Origin of the sequence: Pseudahrensia aquimaris (genome assembly GCF_042676045.1) — a bacterium.
In the GTDB taxonomy this organism is placed as follows: domain Bacteria; phylum Pseudomonadota; class Alphaproteobacteria; order Rhizobiales; family Rhizobiaceae; genus Pseudahrensia; species Pseudahrensia aquimaris.
The window spans coordinates 242,658-264,181 of sequence record NZ_JBHTJV010000002.1 but is presented as its reverse complement, the minus strand read 5'-3'; the positions used below and the strand labels follow the sequence as shown (position 1 = coordinate 264,181).

Annotated in this window: 18 protein-coding genes and 1 CRISPR repeat array (1 of these 19 only partly in view); of the genes, 7 read left to right on the top strand and 11 right to left on the bottom strand. The window is 52.1% G+C overall.

The genetic code is table 11. From position 1 onward, the window contains the following. A CRISPR array of direct repeats spans nt 1–318; the repeat unit is 37 nt; unit sequence GTTCACCACAGGGGCTTCTTTCACAGCCCACCGGACC; it reaches 56 nt to the left of the window's first position. A 208-nt stretch (nt 319–526) separates the two neighbouring features. Together ACFQ14_RS01130 and ACFQ14_RS01125 are read left to right on the top strand one after the other, a co-directional pair. Beyond that, nucleotides 527–2,113 carry a hypothetical protein gene (locus tag ACFQ14_RS01130; RefSeq protein WP_377210855.1) on the top strand — a complete coding sequence of 529 codons (1,587 nt, stop codon included), beginning with the start codon at nt 527–529 and terminating at the stop codon, nt 2,111–2,113. Between the two features lie 444 nt (nt 2,114–2,557). Beyond that, nucleotides 2,558–3,562: a hypothetical protein gene (locus tag ACFQ14_RS01125; RefSeq protein ID WP_377210854.1), complete on the top strand. Its 1,005-nt coding sequence runs from the start codon at nt 2,558–2,560 to the stop codon at nt 3,560–3,562. Here the strand turns inward: ACFQ14_RS01125 and ACFQ14_RS01120 are convergent. The 9 genes from ACFQ14_RS01120 to ACFQ14_RS01080 form a co-directional block, all read right to left on the bottom strand. Continuing rightward, complete coding sequence (locus tag ACFQ14_RS01120; RefSeq protein ID WP_377210853.1) at nt 3,552–6,236, bottom strand: DNA methyltransferase; 2,685 nt, start codon at nt 6,234–6,236, stop codon at nt 3,552–3,554. The genes ACFQ14_RS01125 and ACFQ14_RS01120 overlap by 11 nt on opposite strands. A gap of 544 nt (nt 6,237–6,780) precedes the next feature. Then, nucleotides 6,781–7,401, bottom strand: coding sequence for a hypothetical protein (locus ACFQ14_RS01115; RefSeq protein WP_377210852.1), 621 nt, complete (start codon nt 7,399–7,401; stop codon nt 6,781–6,783). Between the two features lie 124 nt (nt 7,402–7,525). Further along, nucleotides 7,526–7,951 (bottom strand): helix-turn-helix domain-containing protein, encoded by a 426-nt coding sequence (locus ACFQ14_RS01110; protein WP_377210851.1) that lies wholly within the window; start codon nt 7,949–7,951, stop codon nt 7,526–7,528. A gap of 617 nt (nt 7,952–8,568) precedes the next feature. Further along, the gene (locus tag ACFQ14_RS01105) at nt 8,569–9,804 is read right to left on the bottom strand and encodes a tyrosine-type recombinase/integrase (RefSeq protein ID WP_377210850.1); all 1,236 of its coding nucleotides are present in this window, start codon (nt 9,802–9,804) and stop codon (nt 8,569–8,571) included. A 526-nt stretch (nt 9,805–10,330) separates the two neighbouring features. Then, nucleotides 10,331–10,774: an acyl-CoA thioesterase gene (locus ACFQ14_RS01100; RefSeq protein WP_377210849.1), complete on the bottom strand. Its 444-nt coding sequence runs from the start codon at nt 10,772–10,774 to the stop codon at nt 10,331–10,333. Beyond that, nucleotides 10,774–11,016 (bottom strand): hypothetical protein, encoded by a 243-nt coding sequence (locus ACFQ14_RS01095; protein ID WP_377210848.1) that lies wholly within the window; start codon nt 11,014–11,016, stop codon nt 10,774–10,776. The genes ACFQ14_RS01100 and ACFQ14_RS01095 overlap by 1 nt, the downstream gene beginning before the upstream one ends. A 44-nt stretch (nt 11,017–11,060) precedes the next feature. Continuing rightward, nucleotides 11,061–12,458 carry an MBOAT family O-acyltransferase gene (locus ACFQ14_RS01090; protein WP_377210847.1) on the bottom strand — a complete coding sequence of 466 codons (1,398 nt, stop codon included), beginning with the start codon at nt 12,456–12,458 and terminating at the stop codon, nt 11,061–11,063. A gap of 99 nt (nt 12,459–12,557) precedes the next feature. Continuing rightward, nucleotides 12,558–13,352 carry an SGNH/GDSL hydrolase family protein gene (locus tag ACFQ14_RS01085; RefSeq protein WP_377210846.1) on the bottom strand — a complete coding sequence of 265 codons (795 nt, stop codon included), beginning with the start codon at nt 13,350–13,352 and terminating at the stop codon, nt 12,558–12,560. Nucleotides 13,353–13,498: 146 nt separating this feature from the next. Next, nucleotides 13,499–14,692, bottom strand: coding sequence for a DegT/DnrJ/EryC1/StrS family aminotransferase (locus ACFQ14_RS01080; RefSeq protein WP_377210845.1), 1,194 nt, complete (start codon nt 14,690–14,692; stop codon nt 13,499–13,501). A 78-nt stretch (nt 14,693–14,770) separates the two neighbouring features. Between ACFQ14_RS01080 and ACFQ14_RS01075 the strand changes: the two genes are divergently transcribed. Together ACFQ14_RS01075 and ACFQ14_RS01070 are read left to right on the top strand one after the other, a co-directional pair. After that, entirely contained in the window at nt 14,771–15,214 is a 444-nt protein-coding gene (locus ACFQ14_RS01075) for a DUF3995 domain-containing protein (RefSeq protein ID WP_377210844.1), read from the top strand. A 90-nt stretch (nt 15,215–15,304) separates the two neighbouring features. Continuing rightward, a complete protein-coding gene (locus ACFQ14_RS01070; RefSeq protein WP_377210843.1) occupies nt 15,305–17,062 on the top strand; it encodes a putative bifunctional diguanylate cyclase/phosphodiesterase in 1,758 nt (585 codons plus the stop codon). Here the strand turns inward: ACFQ14_RS01070 and ACFQ14_RS01065 are convergent. Further along, a complete protein-coding gene (locus ACFQ14_RS01065; RefSeq protein ID WP_377211328.1) occupies nt 17,059–17,481 on the bottom strand; it encodes a cupin domain-containing protein in 423 nt (140 codons plus the stop codon). The two genes, ACFQ14_RS01070 and ACFQ14_RS01065, sit on opposite strands and share 4 nt — an antisense overlap. Before the next feature lie 48 nt (nt 17,482–17,529). Between ACFQ14_RS01065 and ACFQ14_RS01060 the strand changes: the two genes are divergently transcribed. The 3 genes from ACFQ14_RS01060 to ACFQ14_RS01050 all read left to right on the top strand — a co-directional run bounded on the left by ACFQ14_RS01060 (nt 17,530) and on the right by ACFQ14_RS01050 (nt 20,428). Further along, a complete protein-coding gene (locus tag ACFQ14_RS01060; protein ID WP_377210842.1) occupies nt 17,530–18,306 on the top strand; it encodes a methyltransferase domain-containing protein in 777 nt (258 codons plus the stop codon). A gap of 85 nt (nt 18,307–18,391) precedes the next feature. Beyond that, nucleotides 18,392–19,495 (top strand): histidinol-phosphate transaminase, encoded by a 1,104-nt coding sequence (gene hisC, locus ACFQ14_RS01055; protein ID WP_377210841.1) that lies wholly within the window; start codon nt 18,392–18,394, stop codon nt 19,493–19,495. Between the two features lie 3 nt (nt 19,496–19,498). Further along, nucleotides 19,499–20,428 (top strand): prephenate/arogenate dehydrogenase family protein, encoded by a 930-nt coding sequence (locus tag ACFQ14_RS01050; protein WP_377210840.1) that lies wholly within the window; start codon nt 19,499–19,501, stop codon nt 20,426–20,428. Here the strand turns inward: ACFQ14_RS01050 and ACFQ14_RS01045 are convergent. Next, a complete protein-coding gene (locus ACFQ14_RS01045) occupies nt 20,425–21,441 on the bottom strand; it encodes a DUF2125 domain-containing protein (RefSeq protein ID WP_377210839.1) in 1,017 nt (338 codons plus the stop codon). The two genes, ACFQ14_RS01050 and ACFQ14_RS01045, sit on opposite strands and share 4 nt — an antisense overlap. Nucleotides 21,442–21,524 lie beyond the last annotated feature (83 nt).

The following is a 21,524-nucleotide window of genomic DNA, read 5'->3' as shown; positions in this document are numbered from 1 at the left end:
TATTTATCCGTTCACCACAGGGGCTTCTTTCACAGCCCACCGGACCTTCTCATATTTATCACCTCTTCAGTGTTGGTTCACCACAGGGGCTTCTTTCACAGCCCACCGGACCCACGCATCATATTTCCTTTTATCAATTTCTTTGACGTTCACCACAGGGGCTTCTTTCACAGCCCACCGGACCCTTCCGAGTCTGTGACGTTGATAAGGCACGGTTCACCACAGGGGCTTCTTTCACAGCCCACCGGACCCGTGAGTAGCGGAATTGCTATAAAGATTAGGTTCACCACAGGGGCTTCTTTCACAGCCCACCGGACCACCGTTATTTGACTTGATTATTCGCTTGGAAGTTCAGGGCAGGCAGGTCTTTGAAAGTTCCCAAGCAAGCATTTGACGGCAACCAACCGTTCGTATGTCAGCGGTCGTTAGACAGTCCATTTTTCGCTTAGCGCAATTTGATTTGCGTGCGGTCGCATTGCATGATGCTGAACGAAACTAATCCGCCAGTGTACGTGGGAACACATATATGGAGCATTCGGCCAGCGCCGCCTTTCCTTTGTTCATCGATCAGAATGAGATTCATCTCTATTATCGTCTTCCGTCCTTAGGCTTCGATCACCCAAAGAACATAACGCTCGGACAAATCGCAAAATGTCAGAGAGATCATCAGCTGGATTGTATGCCGCCATGCCCAAGCGATCAGCTTCCTGCGTTGGAGGTTCGCTATCCCAAAACGGAGGTTTGGCGGCGGGTAGACGAAACCAAGAAGGGGATTTCTTCTGACCTTAATCCGGCGCTCCGTGAACTGCTTGAAGGGCAGCATCCCGAGCTTCTTCAACGTTGGAAGCTTTCGGAATTAGCCAACAGGTTTTTGTCCCGATTTGACCTGTTCCAAGAGAGCGACTCTGTAGAAAGCCGCGCCGCGCGGGAAATGCGGCTTATCTGGAGCAAAGCTGCCGCCGAAAGGCTTCAAGAAGCAGGAGCATCAACTGCGCCGCCAGTCATCAAAGTGAACGACCTTATGCTTTGGATTATGGGGACGGGCGTTGCGTTTGCCGAATTGAGCATAACACTCGAAGCAGAGCACACTCTCACGGGTAGTGAATTGACTGAAGCGGTCGCAGCACTATCACGTTTCAACAAAATCCAGTGGTTCAGGAAAGGCTCTGACACTCCTGACTGCAAAAATGAAGCGACGCTGGGAGCGGTTGTAAGATCTCTTGTTTTCGGACATGCGGATGCAGAAACTCCAAGAAGAAGAGTTCCGACATATACGTTTGCTCGGTTGGCAGAGCCAGCGCCGATTGCACTTGTTGAAAAGACGGCTGCCTATTTGAGCCGTCGGTATACCAGCGCCTATGACTTCGACTTAGAGAGCAAGCAACTGCATTTCCTGCGAAACTTCGGAAATATCCGACACGTCATTTCGGAAGAAGGCGCAGCCACCCTGATTGTGCCTGATGCCGATGGCAAAGTTCCTCAATATCTCGAGAACTTTGGTTCTAGTGCTCTGCGTTCAGCGTATTCTCCAATTGCTTTAGCTGCATGGCATGAGCAATCGTTTCTCACCAAAGGCCGAGCCCAAACTTTGGAGGCTAAATCTGAAGACGCGTCGTTGGATGAACTGAACGGTATAATCGATGACGCTTTGCTGTTCCGCCTTTATTTCAGGCACACACATTTCAGCGACATTTCAATGCACAATGAGTTCGGTGAAGCGTTCAGGTCAGCGTTGAAACTGGATAAGAAACTTGTCGACCTGCAACAAGACGTCAACGCGGTACATGCGAAAATCGTAGATGCCCGGCAAGCCGCTGAACATAAAGAAGAGCAAAGCAAGTACCGCAGATATTATTGGATCAGCGTTGTCGGGGGCGCAGCTTTGGCCGGACTGACGACTTACACTATCTGCAAAGAAGTCGGCGTTCTCGCACTGTATCCCGATAAGACAACAGCCGGGTGGCTCGCAGTGGCAGCTGGTGCAACAGTCATGATTGCGGCCGCGATATTAGGCTTCATGCGTCGACCAAAGAAGCCAAAACACGGTCACCACGATGGCCACCTTACCTTGCACGCGATGCAAGAGCACATGATCAAAAGAGCGCTGCAGTGATAGGAGATGAAAAAGTGTTCAACTTTTGATTGTTCAGATGGAACTGTCTTCGGTCGTTTCAAAACCGCGCTCTGATGAAAACATGGCGATCTTCAAATGCAGCCATCACCCTGCGATACCACGTCACACAACTCCGGCTCTCGTCTAGTTTGACGGTCAGTGTTGAATCCCTACATGCCGCCGTCATTCTTAGTCGTGGCCATGTTTTATTTCCGTCTCGTTGAACATATTAAAACAGTGAGACTCGCCGTCTCAAAAGCCAAGCATATTCATTTGAGACGATGCCAAGTGGTCTACCCGCGGTCGCATATGGGCTTGGTCTAGTGATACAAAAATGGACAACCAATTGTCAAAAATTGGTGGCAAAAGCACGAAACTGGAAACAACGCGCTTGCCCAAAGTGGTTCTTGCTGGAATCCTTTATCAACAAAGAAGGACAGTCAGATGGCACGACGGGCGGCGTACACACAAGTCAATCGGTTGAATTTTACGAACCCTGACCATGTGAATGGAATGGGGGACAAAACATTCCGCGGCTTTCAGTGTCTCAATAAAGAATGCACATGCTTTTTTTTTATTCAGACGGAAACAATTGAACCAGACTTCGAATTTATTTGTGAAAGCTGCGGGTTTGTTCATGCTGCTGGAGAAACCACAAAGCTTTACGACTATGAACTGAAGGACCGTCGAGATAATTCGCTTATTGAAGAAGGTGCGTTTGAGATTCTGCACGACGACTATGTAAGTGAATCGAAAGAATATAAGTACTGTATCGTTTGCGGGGCGTTAAAGCCGTTTGAGCTTTTCGATGTTCATGGGAGTCGCCGAACAGGGCGGCAAGGTGAATGCCGCGTTTGTAAGCAGTCCTATAACGCAATCAAAAACCAGACGCGTCTTACGGAACAGCATAGAGAGGCCAGTCAAAAACGTCGCTTGTATACTCACTTTGAGGACCGAAAGAAAATGGACCTTGGGGCGATCTATGCTCGTTTCGACAATCGATGCTTCAAGTGTGGGACCGACCTTTCGGAGGATTTGATTGCTGGCGTAGCCAAGAAAGAAGGAAATCTCGATCACACTCTACCAGTTTTTTTTCTTTGGCCATTAACAACTGACAACGCCACTCTTTTGTGTAGGCAGCACAATGGTGAAAAAGCTGAAAAATGGCCCGGAACGTACTATTCAGAAGCTGAAATGAAGAGGTTGTCAGCAATGACGGGAATCGAATATCGGCTTTTGGAAGCCGCTCCGACGTTCAATCCCGAAGCTCTTGCGAAGTTGAAGGACCCAAACTTTGTTGAATCACTATTTGAAAAATTCGCAAGATACCCTCAAGAGCTTCTCCGTCTTCGAAATCGGATATTGAAACATACCGGTTTTGATTTTCTCGATGTAACTGAAAAGCTTTCTCCGGATTGGAAAAGACAGGCGGACGCTCTTAAAGATTGACCTTTTCGAAAAGCAAGTATTGGTGATGAGTGACCGTGCCTTTGTCTCGAATGCCGTGGCTTTCACAATGTTCAACACTCTCTGCAAACCAATCTTGAAAGCTTAGAAAACGCTCCCCAATCTCCTGGAGTTCTGCTGCCATGTCGCATTTTTTGCTTTTTCCTACGTGGATGGCGAAAACACCGCCAAGTTTGAGCCGTTGTTGCGCCTGCCGGAAAATATTCTCGTATATTGCAAAACTCTCTTTTTGACGCTCATCGATGAAACTAGCAGGACGATCAACAAAGTCTTCTGGCTCCCAACCAGCTAGCCAAAGACGCATCCAATTCGCTGTATGAAAACGAGTGCTGTCGAAGAATGGAGGTGATGTAATTATCGCATCAAGATCATGGACCACATCCGGCCATTTTTCAGTTACATCTTGGCAAAAGGAATGGCCTTCAATTTTTGGTACTTCATCCGCGTCTTTTCGCAAGCGTTCAATCTTGTTGCGCAACCTACTCATTAAATCACGATACTCTGTTGGTCCGGTAGGGGCGAATGGAGTTATCGGATGCGATCTTCTACTTAAGGCATAAGGGCGGTTGCCATGAAGAATGTGCAGCAAAGAGGCAAACACCAGCGCCGACGCGCCTGTCTCGAACCCATGTTTTTGAAAATAGGCACGAGAAGCAAGAATTTCGCGAAGCGTATCTTCATGGAAATAGGAAGGCAGAGGTCCATTGAATCGGATGAGTTCCAAGCTCTCGAATGAATCGTACTTGCTTCTATCTCGTTTAATTTTTGTCTCAAGACGACCAACTAGATTGTCCACCTCGTCCCAATCAATAGGCTGAAGTTTTGCGCGTGAAATTGCTACAGCTGCTGGACTTATGTCGAACCCAAACGCTGTATGTCCGCATAATCGTGCTTCAAACGGAATTGTTCCTACGCCAGAGAAAGTGTCAAGCAATCGTCCGCCTTTGCTTGGCATCAAGGCATCAACCAAACACCGAGCAATCGAGGGTTTGAGTTTTCCCTGGTACGAACACATTGAGTGCCAAGAATGCCCCCAATTCCGCTTTGCCATTTCACCTTGTTGATGCGGAAAGGTGTTTTTGAATTTGTTCCATTCCGAATATCTTTCAAATTCGGTTGTTGCCCATTTCTCTTTGCGCATTTTCGATTTCGGTGAGAAGACTTGTAGAGTTTGATTAAGGCGAGTACCACCTCGAGATTGTCGTTCACGCAAAACCACTGTTTGTCGGAGATTGAAGCCACTATCCTCAAGCATTTCAGAGAGAATGTCTTGTGTAGCTACATGCACGCCGCTGTACATGGAATCGCCTAGATCAATCGCGATTACTCCATCATCGTTCAAGACGTTGGGCAAAGTAGCGAGGACGTCGTGCATATCATAGAAATAATTCTCGACCATCGCCGGAATACGCATGTCGTATGCAGCCTCGTTGAGCACCTCGAGAGTCTGTTTGAGCAAATTCGATTGAAATCGAGTGGCAACGTTGCGCGCATCGTTAAGCTTACTCTTGGTGACATCATTGATCCCGCTTGTGATTGCGTCATCGCGAAATCCTCTTAGGTCAGCCTTGCTGCTCAAGTGACCAAGAAACCAAAGCTCAATTTTCGTATTACGAAAATAATTTGTTCCATTCAAATATGGTGGCGACGTCACTATTGCATCAACTTTGGTTGGGAGCAGCTGGTGGGCGTCTCGAGCGTCACTGCAAACAAATTGTGTGCGCCCGGCAACAGATTCTGAATCCAGGAGGTCGCTTGCAATAAGTTCCAAGCTTGCTGTGAGCTCTTTGCAAAAATCCGGCACACCTCGCGATAGCTCCTTTGGTGTCATGAAGCGTAAGTCGCCGCGTCGGACAAGTAACGAACATGGAACTAGGCATCGGAGTAATGCCACGATCAATAATTTCCCAAGAACTGGATCACTTCTCTCTATCTTGTTTGCATAGGTGCGTGCTCGAAGTATCATTTGATACGTGTGTTCTTCGAAGAAGTGTCGATCTCCAAAAGCTGTTAGAAATGATCTAGAGAGGTTTTCGTCTGGCTTACACTTGCCGATGGAGGAAGTTATCTTCTGTCCAAGTTCATACAAGGCGGAAGCAAGGCGACTACGGGTTTTCGAACTCAAGGTTAGCGCGAGAGCTTTAGCTTCAATTACATATCTACATGCCGGATTGACTTCCGAATAATACCCCACTCCGCCACGCATAGCCGAAACGAGAGCGGTTGTCCCTGATCCGCAAAACGGGTCAAAAATATCGCGGGCTTTTGGTGCGAACGTATCAATGATATTGGAAACGAAGTCTGGAGAGTACCCTTCCAGATATGGATACCACTCATGCAGTGGACTTCCTCTACCACCGCGAAAGGTGGACTGGAGACGAAGAAATTTTCCCTCATCCCCTTTGGTATAAGTCGGAGCTTTTTTGTGCAGGAGCTGGCGTACATAGGTTGCGACATGGGTGTTTGCCTTTGCAGCATTTGCGGCAATATCGCTGTACTTTTGATGTCCAATTAGTCGCCTCACCGAATGGCTGCTAAGCGGCCTTACGAACTCGTATAACTCCAAGTCTTCAGCGCCAAACGGGATTGTCAAACCTGATGTGTGACTCCCTTTGGATGGATAGTCGGAAAAATAGACTGTTTTTGAGGTCTGCATTCGAATCCATCTCCACCACCTTTTGAAGAGTGTAACTACCATAGCTACCTTGTGAGACAACCAGTCTAAAGCTGATCTGTCGTGGATAGATTGCAACCGTTCGGCTCCTGCCTTGCAACGCTATCGCATCGGATTGAGGTGTGTGGACCATTAAGTCACAATCGGCTTCTGGTGTTGCGGTTATCGTGACGGTTCGGCGAAGATATTCAATTTGAGAAAGAACGCCTTCCGAAACGGGTTTGCAGTGCCGCAACCACCATCAGATTTGCGGACAAGCATCAAGGCGCTCCGTCAACGTCTTGGCAACTAGCGCATGAACCAACCGGCTGATAGAAAGCGCAACTTAGCCATCTGCACCCAGGACCACCGCCTCGCGACGAACATTGTTACATTTCGCGCTACAATCGTGTGTTACAATACACGATCGACCGAATGGTTATGTGTCTGATTTAATGAAGCAAATTAAATATGGCAGTGAGGGTGGGATTCGACGCCTCAAGCTCACCTGTAGGCTCAAAACATCGATCTCAATGGCGATCATCAGCTAAGGTAAAAGCTGGTCCCAAAAGTCGAACTCGTCCGCAACACTGCGGCTTTCACGGTTGGTTCGTTCCTTGTGCTCACAAGCCATAGCAATCAAGGGATATAGCTGCTGTGCGACGTGTGACGCTGACACATCGTTATGTTCTAGAAAGTGGTCTTCGAGCCGCCGAGCAAGATGGATAACCGCGTCTGACATGCCTTCCATTCTTTGGATGTCCGCGCAAATGTCTGGTGCGGTGTCTGCCGCATGGTAGTCTGCTTGATTGGAAGTATCGCGGCTCATGACCCGTTCATCAATTTCATCGTGAACGATGGAGCCAGCGCTATTCAGCATCACGTGTCTGAACGCTTCGGCGGCAAGTCCCCGAGCATTTGGTTCGTTGAGTGTAAGGCCGGTGAGTTGCAGAATTTGACGTAGACGATTTGAGAAAAGCGCCAATAGCCAGAATGCCTGCCGACCGTTGAACCAAACTCCCATAGTTTCTTCCAGCGCGAGTGTTCGACCGATGAGCTGTTCAACGGCTTCTGCAAGGTCTTCTTCGTCGTTACCGACAGAAGCTTCGATGCGTTTACGCCAGTGTTCGGGCAATCTCACACGAACAATTTTGTTTTCTTCGATCATGGTTTCTCCAATAGGTTGATTGCACCAAAAGCGGTGCGCTTCTATTGAAGCGACGTTCAAAAGGGATGTATCGAATGTCGTCTGCCTATCCGATCACTCTTACAAAAGTGGTTGGGTGGCCGACCTAAAGGTTGGAAAAGGCTTCTCGCAGCCGTTCTTTTTGGCCGGTGTTAAGAGTTGGCGTGTTAGGACGTACTTCACGCCAAACTGACAACAGCTCCGACTCGGCTGCTGTAAGTTGTTTTGAAGAAGCAATTTCGGCACGCTCCAATACCTGTGCAACTTCGGGGTGATAGGTTCTAAGTGCCCTGTGCAGCAACTCATGTTCATCTACACCGAGAATCTCTGCTATCTTTGGCACCAGGTAGATTGGTAGTTTGGTTCTCCCAGTCTTGATCAGCGAAATGTATGTTTGTTGGTAAGATTTACCCGTTTCCTCGAGACGTTCTGCAATCTCCGACTGATTCAAACCACTGTCATCAATTAGTTTAGCAAGGTACTCGACAAAGGCATTCATTTGCTTCTTTGATTGGCTTTTTGTTCCTGACACTTCCCACTGCCTCTCTACTTATTTTGGGCATGCTCGGTGCCGCTGTATTAGCATACACTTATGCATTGCAAACGGTCCATTTTCCCATTCCCCCTCGGAGAAGACTTTTCCCCCCGCACTGAAAATGACGACAAAAGCCATATGCAGTGCGGAGGAGACTAATCGAGGTTTTCCCTCGTCGAAGTGGTAAAGAACTTATCGGCGGCAAAGCCGAAGCTTGGTGGCAATCCTTGACCAAGCATTCGTTCCGATCTCCGGCCAAATGGCCTTGCGGTTATCGAATTGAAATCGAAGCATCACGCGCAGCATACCGTCAACCAACGCGCAATTAGAAGTTGCGGCAACGCAGAGCTTCCATCTTTTGGGCATTCCCAACATCCTCCACTACGTTGGACTGTAGTGTCATCTTGTTGGCCGGGGAGACCTCCCTTTTTCGGGCGATGTCCGTTCGACTGCGGTTGTCTCAAAGTGGGCGTCTTAGTCCGCCAAGTCACTGCTCAAAGTCTATACCGCTATGGTGCGGATAGCTAACCCGCATGCCATTATATTAGCATGCGGGCCAGCTAGCATCGAGGAACAGCCGGGAAGTTGTAAAACGTCGAAATGCAACCTTTTCGCTAATTAGCACCTAAAGTCCCTTCAATCAGTGCGCCGACACGATTGGCCACTTCTTGAACCGTAGAGTATTGCAGGTGAGCATATCGTTGGGTGGTTTGAAGTTGGCTATGTCCCAGAGCTTTCGACACATCCTCCAGCCTTTCCCCGTTGTTGATTGCAAGTGATGCCCATGTATGGCGCAGATCGTGAATCCTCACATCTTCCAGATTGGCAACCTTGCGAACCTTTTGCCAAGGGCGTTCAAGGTCATTGACGCACGTACCCGGCTTTCCGCCGACGAACACGAATGGATTATCGCCAACAGGCATAATTCGTTTGAGCAACGCGATAGCAGCTTCATTCAGGCAAATAGATTTCTTTCCTGTCTTGCTGTCTGGAAGATTGAGAACGCCCTCTTCAAGATCGACGTACGACCATTTCAGTGTACGAATTTCATCCTTTCTCGCACCGATCAGCAGAAGCAGCTTCAAAGCGAGCAATGAAGGCCCGTGGACTGGAAGTTCATCATGTGAGAGGTCAAAAGTATTCATGAGTCGGTTCAACTCGACAGAGTTCAGAAACCGCTCACAAGGCTTCTCTTTGAATTTCTTCACATGCCTGCAAGGATTGCTTCCTAGCGGAATGATGTCCAACTCCTCGCACCAATTAAAGAACTTGGAGAGCACGGCCAGACAGCGGTTGGCAGTGACCGCCTTTTCTTTCAAACCTGTATGAAAACGCGACACCGTCGCTCGATCAACATTGCAAACCTTCATCTTACCCAAGGCTGGCTCGATGTGCAGCCGCCGAAGGCTGCGATATTCCTTCTGGCTACGGTCTTTCAAGCGGGTGTCTACATGCGAAGAGAAAAAGTCCTCCAAGACCTCGGCGACCGTCAATGCTGCTTTTGCCGCCTTTCTGCTTGCCGCCGGGTCCTCCCCATCGCGTGCCTGCTGCAATTTTTTTGCAGCAAGCAAACGGGCCTCCCCAACTGTAAATTCCGAAACTGGACCAAGCGACAGCCGTTTGGTCGCTCCAACACTGCCTATCCTATACTGAATGACAAATGTCTTGCGGCCGGATGGTGTGACCTTGAGGCCAAAACCTTTTAGCATCGAATCCCATAGGAAGAAGTCTTTGGTTTTGGGGTTTGCGGCCTTCACAATGGCCTTGGTGATGGAAACACCTGAGTTCGGTTTAGTCATGTTGATGCCCTTTCTAGCAATCAAATAGTAATCAAACAGAAGGGCATTCACGGGTTTCCTCGGGAACTTTACCTTCCGTTAAAAACCCAATATAGTGAATTAAATCAATGACTAAAGGAACATACAGGCACACGCGGGAATGTACGTGTAACTATTTCCTAATCTGTAGGTCGCGCGTTCGAATCGCGCCGGGGTCACCATCCGATGGAACAGGTTAGCCAATACGCTCTCCCGAAAGATGAGAAAGGTTTCGTGCCGTTGGATATTTCCCGCATGAAGAAACACTTCGTGTACAGTTTTAAGACAACCGCATTGGCTACGCCGCCGATGTCTCCAGCAAAGCTAAGAAGGGTTTAGGAATGCGTATCATGGAAGGCGTAGCGCGACAGTTAGGTTCAAAACTTGCTTCACACTGTTGAACAATCGTCTTTCAAATTTGGGCGTTTTGAGGAGCGCTGTTCCATAGCAGCCACTCTGGCGAGTATTGGAATGTGATCAGGCAAGCCTGTCCGATCAATCTCTTCATCCCATCAATCTCTTTAATGGAGTGCAATTCGAATCGCGCCGGTTTGACCAGCTACAAAGTGTGTTCAGCGAGGATGCGTTTTAGCTGCTCGTGCACACTGCTCGGTGGCATTTTGGATTTTCGAGTTTCGTTGTCGAAGAACACGTTGGTGCTGTGGGAGGTGACACAGCACACGCCATTTTGAAAGATGGCATAGGCACCACGCAGGCTTTTTGTCCCCACATGGACTAGCTTTGCGCCAACCTCCACTGTGCCGGGAAAGGTCATTTCATGGCGGTAATCCACCACAAGGTTCGCAAGCACCATTGAGCGCGGCGGTAGTTCCACGCCGTCGAACAAAACCCGCAACAAGCCGGTGCGGCCGCTCTCCAAAATGGCGGTCACGGCAACATTGTTAATATGGCCGAGCGGGTCTTGATCGGAAAACCGCAGCGTGACCGGCGTGACAACGGGGTAGGCTGAACGCTTGGTCGGTATTTCGGTTTCGTTCGTCATTAAAATTCCTCTTGCTCCACCAAACGTTCATGAATGGCGGTGCTTTTCTCCGCGAGATGCTCGCTCCAGCCGGCAACCCCGGTCAGCTCCATCCAGCCATGCCAGTTTTCGGCCCGTTCAACGACCCATTGCGCTACCTTACCCTCAGGAAGATCGTAAGCGGCGGCCACCATGTTGCCCGATTGGAAACACCCCAGCGCCAAAAGAGCAGCGATGAACGCCAAGCCGAAACGCAGCCACAACAAATTGTCTCTGTGCCTTAGAATTCCGCTCACGCCCTACCCCGTTAAAACTGGAAATAGATAAACGGTGCCGTGCCCTCCGGCGCAAGCCAAACAGTGAGAACAACCACCGCAAAGAACAACGCTACGATGCCCGACACGGGCCACTCCTCCACGTGGCTTGCGATACGGGTCAGCATATCACCGCGCACAAATTGCAACGCCAGCGTGCCTGCAATGAAGGCCACACTCAACCATGTCAGCCCGGCCAGTGAGGCATCGAACGCGCCAAACCCGGCAAACCATTGCAGCGCATTGGACAGATCTTCCGCCCGAAAAAACACCCACGCGGCGCAAACCAGATGGAACGTGACGAACCAGCCTACAATGCCCCAGCGCTTCTCGCCGCCACCGAATGCAGCACGCTCCATCACCAGCCAAAACCCATGGATTGAACCCCAGATAATGAAGGTCCAGGCAGCACCATGCCAAAGACCACCGAGGAACATAGTGAGGAACACGTTACGCAGGGTTTTCCATTCACCCAGCCGCGAACCGCCCAGCGGGATGTAGAGATAATCGCGGAGCCATTGCGACAGAGAAATGTGCCAACGGCGCCAAAAATCTTGCAGGCTTTGCGCTCGATAAGGTTGATCGAAATTCGGCTTAAAGCGAAACCCCAGCAACGCCGCCGTTCCGATGGCGATATCACTGTAACCGGAAAAATCGCAATAAATCTGCACGGCATACCCGTAAATTCCGATCAGCAGCATAAGGGATGAATAATCCGAGGGAGCAATAAAAATCGGATCGACCAAAGACGTCGCCAGCGTGTTTGCCACCACCATTTTCTTGAACAGGCCAACCGCAACCAACGTCAGGCCGAAGGCGGCCAGACGGCGTGTAAAGTGTTGCGGCCGCTCCAGTTGCGGCAGAAACGCCGAGGCGCGAACGATAGGGCCAGCCACCAGCTGTGGAAAGAAGGAAATGTAGAGCAGAACATCGAGCGGTGATCGGCGTGCTTCCACGTCTCCCCGAAACACATCAACAACGTACGAAATTGCCTGAAAAGTGAAGAAAGAAATGCCAACTGGTAGAATGATTTCCAGAAACGGTAGATCACGCTCCAGCCCAAGTGCAAAAATTGCATCCTGCAAAGACGACAGAAAAAATCCGTAATACTTGAAAAAACCCAAAACAATGAGCAGCGCTGCGCAGGCCAGAGCAACAATACGTTTTCTCCTTGTTGGATCGTTAGTCTCGCTCAGCCGCAGCCCCGCCAACCAAGCCACCAACGATGCGCCAGCCAAAAGTGCGCAAAAACGCCAGTCCCACCAGCCATAGAAGACATAGCTCGCCCCAAGCAAAAGCGCCTTTCGCGCTTCCAGCCGCTCTTCCAACGTCCAAGCTGCCCAGAAAACCAGACAGAAAAACACAGCAAATGTGATGGTCGGGAAAAGCACGCACCAGCCCCTTGGGAGAAACACTTGCGCGCAAATTATCAAGCGGCAGCGGCGCTGTCAGAAAGGAAGCCCGTTAGTATTAACCGCAGGGGTGCAGACTTATCTAGCCGCGCGCGCTTCCAGCAGATCAGCGATGTCGCGGCGCAGGATTTCATTTACCGGCTCGGCCAGAATAACGTAGCCTTTCATGGTAAAGTGCACACCGTCCCGGGTGCGAATCTTGCGCTTTTTGCCGCGTTCGTCGCGCCAAAACGGGCTGTATTTTCCATCACGCCCGGCAATTACCGACCACGTGTCCACGTAGCGCAATTCATGCTTCTTTGCCGCCTTGATGAAGAAGTCATTCAAGTAGGCATACTCTTTTTGATAGCGCTGCGGCGCGGTAATCGGAATGCCGACCCAATAGACCGCCATATCGGCCTTCTTCAGATCAATAATCATCTGTTCGATGCGCTCTTCGTAGAGTTGCACCCAGCCCTTTTGCTGAAACCGATGCCTTTTGCCGCGCTCGCGGAAGGTTTGCAGATCGTTGAGGCCGAGCAACACAACAGCCACCTGATAGCGCTTTGTTTGCGCAATCTCGCGCGCCGCTTCGTTCCAATCGAAACGGTCAGAACGAACAAGGCCCGTGTTCACCCGTGAAGCCTTTACGATTTTCAATCTCTTGTTTTTGCGGTTCAACCGCTTCAGCCCAATGTAGAGCCCGTCAGCAAGAGAATCTCCCAGAACCACCAATTCGATTTTGCCCTTGCGCGGGACTTTTCGGATGAATGGTGCTGTTGGTTTTGAGACTTGTGGAACAACCGAAACACTATCTGGCCCACGCTGCGGCGCCCCCACTGCAGGCGAGCAGAGCAAAGCCACGCAGGAAGCAACCAACCATTTTTTGATCATCCCAGACATCGCCTTACGCTTTCGCGATTGTGAAGAGCATCTGCGCCCCCGGCCCTACCATCATTTTGATAGTCAACGGTGCACAGACTGACAAGCGGACTCACCCGCCAGCGCGGGATGGTCGCACACGTGTCCACAGGCAAGCCTTAGACAAGGCGAGCGACCTCCTCGCGCACGATCTGCGCCACCACGGCACAATCATCTAAACTAAAGGTCAGCGGCACACGCATGTCGCAGGTTTGTGAAAGCACTTCACGGGTACGTGGCAAATCAGGCAGACGCCCAAGATATTGCCATGAATCGAACCGGCTTGTGAACGCTTTCGGCTCGTCCGCACCGAACCATTTCACGTCCACTCCCCGCGACGCGCACCCCTCGATAAACGGCTCAAAAGCCGTTGGCGAAAGTTGCGGACGGAACTGGATGGACGAGCCAACAAAGGCTTCGTGTTGGGCTCGATCAGCAAGATGAATAGCGCCGCTTTTCCCGAGACCACGCTCCAAAACACGGTAGCGTTCGTTCCAGCGGCGCACGTTTTCCTCCAAAACCCCCAACTGCCCCCGTAAAATTGCGGCCCGCATATTGTCCATCCGGCCCGAATAGTTCGGCGTTTGCAGTTTCACCCGCGCAAACGCCTCTTCATCCGGTGCAGCGCCGTGGCTGCCATAGAGCATGTAAGAGCCGGACATGACGATGGCGCGGGCAGCAATATCTGCGTCATCGGTTGTCAGAAACCCACCCTCGCCAGAATTTATATGTTTGTAGGTTTGCGCCGAAAATGCAGCCACCCGCCCAAAGTTGCCAGACCTTTTGCCCTTCCAAAATGCGCCCATCGTGTGTGCACAATCCTCGACCAGTGTAAGGCCGAACTCGTCGCAAACGGTGCAGATCCTATCCATGTCAGCGATATGGCCGCGCATATGAGAGAGCATGAAAAACTTCGCCTCACTATCGGCAGCCTTTGCACGAAGGTCGTCGATATCGACGTGCCAATTGTCGTCAATCTCAACAAAGACGGGCACTCCGCCAGCGTTGTGGATCGCGCCCGGCACCGGCGCTAACGTATAGGCATTGGCGAGAACCTTATCGCCATGCTGCAAGCCAGCGGCACGCAGCGCCACGTGCAGAGCATAGCCGCCGGAAGAACAAGCAAGGCAGTATTTCGCGCCCTGCCATTTGGCATATTCCCGCTCCAGCAGCGCAGCCTCAGCTGTCTCACCATTTAGTGTGTTGTATCGATGCAAACGTCCACCACGCAGAATGTCGCCAACACGTTCAATCGTCGCCTCATCAATAGGCTCTTGCTGGGTAAACGGTTTTGAAAATCGAAGCTCGGTCACAGTCACACGATCATGTTGAGGGAAACTCTTTTTGCATTTAACCTCAAGCAACACGCTTTGTCGCCGGGATAAAACGACATGGACTTCCTCGCGATCGTCATCGCTGTTGTGCTGTTCGTCGTCTCTGTGATCCATTTTGCGTGGGCATTTGGCTCAAACTGGCCTGCTGACAACGAGCAAGAACTCGCTCGCATGGTAGTAGGAACGCCCAGCATCACCAAGATGCCACCAAGAGCGCTCACCGGCTTTATCGCCTTCGGCATTCTCGCAGCAGCGCTCGTCCCACTCATGTGGCGCGGATTGGTGCCTTACCCCCAATCGCTGCCACAAACACTGCTATGGCTCGCTATGTGGACGCTTGCAATTGTCTTTATCGCACGGGGAATCGCCGCCTATCTGCCCATAATGGCAGATCTGGAAGAGCCGTTTGCCAGCCGCAACCGACGCTATTTCTCGCCACTGATCCTTCTTATCGGTGCAGGGTATCTCGCTCTCGTTCTGGCCCCCGTCTGGGTAGCCTGAATGCAGGCGATATTATCAACCTGTTTACCATTTCATTAGGCAATTGGGGCTAGCATTGCATAAGCGAAATTGAGTGGCGGTAACGACGACGTGAGCGACTACACCATTGAAAACAACCCGTCTGAAACAAGGCTGGACGATGCAACAGCAGCCTCCGTGCTGGGTCATATCGGCGGCGTGATCTATCGTTGGGACATGCTCACAGACAACATTTCATGGAGCAGCGGTGCTGCAAAGACTCTCGGCTTGGCCGATGAAAAACTACCAGTGAAGGGTCGCGCCTTCAACCGCATCCTGCTTCCCACATCCGAAAACAGCCGACCAAACGTTATTCATTCCAGCGAGAAAAGTGATGAAGGCCAAGGTGTAGCCTATTCTCTGCAATATGCGATTTCAGCAGAAAACGCGTCGGCGCAGAAAGACGTTTGGATTGAGGACAGCGGCCGCTGGTTTGCCGGGCCCAATGGCGAACCCGCTTCTGCGGAAGGCGTCATGCGCGTCATCACAGACCGGAGAAACCTGCAAGATGATCTCGACTACATGGCCCGTTTTGACCCGCTGACCGGCTTGCACAACCGTTCGCACTTGAATTACTCGCTGGAAAAAACATTTCAAACCTTGCGCGACAATGGCGGCTCAGCAGGGTTTTTGCTGATCGGCATCGATCATTTTGATCTCATCAACACGGTCTACGGCTACGAAGCCGGAGACGCAGTTATTTCAGAAGTCGCCCGCCGTTTGCGTCTACATTTGCGAGACAGCGATGTGCTGGGTCGCTTTTCCGGCGCACGCATTGGTATCGTTCTCAACGATTGCGACGAACGCAACATGCTGGTTGCAGGATACCGCATCTTGAACGTCCTGCGCGGCAACGTTGTCGAAACCGATGCCGGTCCCATCGCGATTAGTGCGTCGGTCGGCGGGGTTCTTATCCCTCAACATGCCAGCAACCCCAAGCGCACCTTCAGCGCCGCCTACAACGCGCTTCTAGAAAGCCGCCGCGAGCATGAAGCAACCATCGTTTCCTATCGCCCAGACCCGCAAGCTGAACGCCGACACCGCGAGGCGGTGAAACTGTCAGAAAAAATCATCATGGCGCTGAAACAGGGCCGCATCCATTTGGCCTTCCAACCCATCGTCGATGCGACGACCCATGAGGTGGAATTCTTCGAAGCCCTTGTGCGGCTGCAGGACGATGACGGCCATGTCCTTGCAGCAGGCGATTTTGTCTCCGTGGCGATCCGCCTTGGCCTCATCCGGCTGGTGGATCATCAAGCGCTGGATTTGGCCATTGAGGCGCTCGACGAGCACGAAAGCGCAAAGATCTCGCTCAACGTCTCAAACGAAACCGCAACAGATCCGGAATGGATTTCAAAACTCGCCATAGCCGCCCTGCGCCGCCCAGACATCACGGATCGGCTGATTATCGAAATCACCGAATCCCATGTGGCCGAAAGCCTTGAGGAAGCACGCCGCTTCATCGCCTCACTCCACGATCTGGGCTTCAAGGTCGCCATTGACGATTTTGGTGCGGGCTTCACCTCATTTCGCAATCTAAAGGCGTTGAACTACGACATAATCAAAATCGACGGAGAATTTGCCCGCGACCTAAAAGATAACCCTGAAAATCAGGCCTTCATCAAATCGCTCATCGGCCTCGCGCACCAATTCGACGCGCGAACTGTTGTGGAATGGGTGGAAGACACGACAACCGCCAACCATTTACGAGATTGGGGTGTCGATCTGCTGCAAGGCTTCCGCTTCAGCAAGCCCCTACGTCAGCCGAAATGGCCTTCGGAAGAGACGTTCGAAGACGCGCCCGCTATTCCAATCGCCGCCATCGCCTAACCGTTAGATGGACTGCGCGGCTTAGGAAACCAATCCGGCGGAGCCATCTCGAAGTTTGCAAAGTCAAAGCCGGGTGCAACGGTGCAACCGACCAACGTCCAATGGCCAAGACTTTCCGCCGTCTGCCACCAACCGGCGGGAACGACGATCTGCGGCTTCTCTCCCATGACGATACTTTTGCCCAAACGGTGCGCCTGGGCGTCATGGCCGTTTGATGAAACGGTCAGCGCAAGCGGACCTCCCGCATAGTGATGCCATATCTCGGCGCTGCCATGCACGCGGTGCCAGTGCGAGTGTTCACCCGCTTCCAGCAGATAATAAATCGCCGTTGACGCTTCGTCACGGAAGGTCTCTGCATAGTGCCCCCCTTCGGGGTGCGGCTCCAGGCCCATTTCTGCTATGATTTGTGCAGGCGTCATATCGTCCATAGGCTTGCTCCTGAGTTCATTCGGCCCCAAGTTTCCCACATGCATATGGATATTGTCGATCTTCGCCAGTTTTACGCGACCCCACTGGGCAAAATGGCCGAACAATCGGTGGGTGCAGCGCTTTCGGCCATGTGGAAACCGATGAGCGACGAACGTCTTGTGGGGCTGGGTTTTGCCAACCATTTTCTTGACCGCTACGCTCCGGATGCCGAACGCACTGTTTCGCTAATGCCGGCATTGCAAGGCGCAAACCACTGGCCCATCGCCAAACCCAACGCCACCGCTCTTGTGTTCGAGGAAGACCTGCCATTGGCCGACAGTAGTGTCGACCGCATTTTGCTGGTTCATGCGTTAGAGCATTTCGAAAATGCAGATGAAGCCGTAGCCGAATTGTGGCGCGTGCTCGCACCCAACGGAAAACTCGTCATCGTCGTTCCAAACCGCCGCGGCGTTTGGGCCCGCATGGAGCATTCGCCATTTGGTGCCGGCAAACCCTATAGCGGCGGCCAATTAAACCGCCTGCTGCGCGCCAACATGTTTACCCCAACAGCTTGGAACGATGCACTGCATTTTCCGCCCAGCGGCAAGAGCATCGTTTTGAGGGCAGCGCCCGTTTGGGAGCGCTTGGGACGTCGCTTCGCACCCGCCTTTGCTGGTGTTTTGGTCGTGGAAGCGACCAAGCAGATGTATCAAGGTCTGCCTGTCAAACAACGCCGTTCGAAGCGGGTTTTCGTGCCCGTGCTCGCCCCTCAGGGCGTACGCGCCAAAACTGGCACAAGGGCTTCACATGCGGCGAACGGCCCAACAGGCACATAAGACACTTTCAAACCGGGCCATCCCCCTCTAAACCATCCGCAATCGGTGACGGGCAACCGCCCGCTTCACTTGCAGGAGAGACATCATGAACACAACCAACACACTCCCAACACCCGTCTCCGGCGTAATGGATATTCATGCCTATGTGCCTGGCAAATCGAAGGCACCGGAAGGTGTCCGACTTTTCAAACTCTCCGCCAATGAAACACCGCTCGGCCCCAGTCCCGCTGCCAAACAAGCCTTTGCAGCAATGGCGGAAACGCTCGAAGATTATCCCGACGGTTCAGCATCCGATCTGCGTGAGGCGATTGCCCGCGTCCACAGCCTGAACGCTGCAAATATCGTTTGCGGCTCCGGCTCCGACGAATTGCTGGCGCTGATCTGTCAGACTTACCTTGGTGAGGGCGATGAGGCGGTCTATTCGCAGCACGGTTTTCTCGTCTATCGCATCGGCATATTGGCCGCTGGCGCAACGCCCGTGATCGCTCCAGAGACTGAACAAACAGCAAGCGCCGACGCCATGCTCGCCTGCATCAGCGACAAAACCAAAGTTGTGTTTCTCGCCAACCCCAACAACCCGACCGGCACCTATATGCCAATTTCGGAAGTGCGCCGTCTGCACGATGGCTTGCCGGACAACGTGTTGCTGGTTCTGGATGCCGCTTATGCCGAATATGTGCGCCGAAACGACTATGAGGCCGGACTGGAACTGGTCAGCAATTTCCGCAACGTTGTGATGACCCGCACATTCTCAAAAATCCACGGCCTCGCCGCCCTGCGCGTTGGCTGGATGTACGGGCCTGACCACGTGGTCGACGCCATCAACCGCGTGCGCGGCCCGTTCAACGTCAACGCAGCTGCTCTTGCCGCCGCAAAAGCAGCGATTGAAGACCGTGAAATGGTCGACAAAGCCGTCGCTCATAATGACCGTTGGTTGACTTGGACAAAGGAACAATTGGAGGGGTTTGGTCTGAACGTTACGCCCAGCGTTGGCAATTTTCTGCTGGTTCACTTCCCTGAAGGCGATCCATCAAAATCCGCTGAAGCTGCCGATACCTATCTGACAGAACGTGGCTTCGTGTTGCGCCGCGTCGTGCCATATGGGTTCCCCAACGCCCTGCGCATGACCATCGGCACGGAAGAAGCCAACCGTGGGGTGGTTGCTGCTCTTGAGAAATTTTTGGCCTAAACCATGAAACAACCCATCTTCAAAAGGCTGGCGCTGATCGGCATCGGCTTGATCGGCTCATCCATCGCACGGCGTGTGCGGGCGGACGGCTCAGTGGGCGAAATTACCATCGCCACCCGCAGCCAGGAGACGCTCGACCGCGCCGAGAACCTGCGCCTTGGAGACAGCTACAATCTCGACGCTCGCGATGCCGTCAAAGGCGCCGACTGCGTGATCCTATGTTCGCCCGTTGGCACCTATGAAGCGATTGCCGAACATATCGCGCCGGCGCTGGAACATGGGGCTGTGGTGACCGATGTGGGTTCGGTCAAACAATCGGTCATCGACCAAATGCAGCCATACATGCCAGAGGGCGTCCACTTCATTCCCGGCCATCCGATTGCTGGCACGGAATATTCCGGCCCTGACGCTGGCTTTCCATCCCTGTTTGAAAAACGCTGGTGCATCCTCACGCCACTGCCCGGCGCAGACGAAGCAGCCGTGAAGAAACTGTCAGAATTCTGGCGGTCTATGGGTTCTGATATCGACATCATGGAGCCCGAACACCACGATTTGGTGCTTGCGGTCACATCCCACATTCCCCACCTGATCGCTTACAACATTGTTGGCACCGCTTCCGATCTTGAGAACGTAACGGAATCGGAAGTGATGAAATACGCCGCTGGTGGTTTCCGCGACTTCACGCGCATCGCTGCGTCCGATCCTGTTATGTGGCGCGATGTTTTTTTGCACAACAAAAAGGCTGTGCTGGAAATTCTTGGACGCTTTTCGGAAGATCTTGCCCATTTGCAACGCGCCGTGCGTTGGGAGAACGGCGACGTGTTATTCGACCATTTCACGCGCACCAGATCCATACGCAGGGGCATTATCGAAGCTGGTCAGGAAACAGACGAACCAGATTTCGGTCGCTCTCAGCAAAATCAGGACGACTAGAATATCGGCGGAATTCGTCCCAGTTTCAAAGGGCCGATCTGAGTCCAGCCATCTTCAATATTGACCGTAACGGCCTTGATACTGCGCTCACCGAAAGCGGTTTCACTGCCCAGCATGTTGATGCCCTGCCCCAACCCCAAAACGATGGGTCCGAATTCGGGATTGATTTCCGCCACGAATTTCGCGAGCGCATCAGCGTCATCAAGACCGAAATTCACACTGCCGTTCAGCATACCATCCGCAGAAACCTTGAGCGGCCCGGAAAGCGCCAAACGTCCACCATCGGGCAGCACAATAAAAAGGCTACGAACATTGATTTCGCCACCATCCTTCAACCAATCAATTGGGCGTTTGCGCTGCTCAATGATGGTCTCGTAGGCAGCCTTTAGCACGGTGTCATAAGCGATGCTCGCCCGCAGGCTCGCATCGCCATTCACCACCAGATCATCCCAATTGCCTGCCACATCAAGATCGGAGACAGCGTCTGGATTTGGCCGCAGATGTAAAGCACCAGCGCTGCTTTCCAATTCTCCATTCAGTCCTTGCGCTTTCAGATCTGTCCAGTTCAACGAAAGCCGATCAAAGCCATGTCCCTGTTGGGCGATGAATACCCGCATCATGTTCCAAGTTGCATTCACTTCCTGCCCTTGGGCTGTGAAGGAAAATGGACTTGCAATTTCAACAACATTCTTTCGCGGGGAATAGATTTGCGCAGCGCTACGCAAGCCGCCAGCGTTCAGCGCATAGTCATGAACGTCGTCAGCCACATCAACACTGCTGCACGCAATTCCCATGCGGAATGGAAAGCCCACAATATCGCGATCACTGCAGGAAATTTCGATGCCGCGCTGCTCAAGATTAGCCAAGGCCTCGCCCACCTTGCCATCGGCGAAACGGGCGATCGCGAACCACCCGGCAAACCAGACAACGAACAGCAGACCCATAAACAGCCCCCATTTCGCCATTGGATGACCAAGCAGAGATCGTTCTTTTGCAGGATGCTTATCAGCCATGTGCTTGTGCTTTCCGTTCGCGCTTTCTATTCAGACATGCAACCACGCTGCCGCATTCTGCGTTCTGCCGTGTCGCACACTTC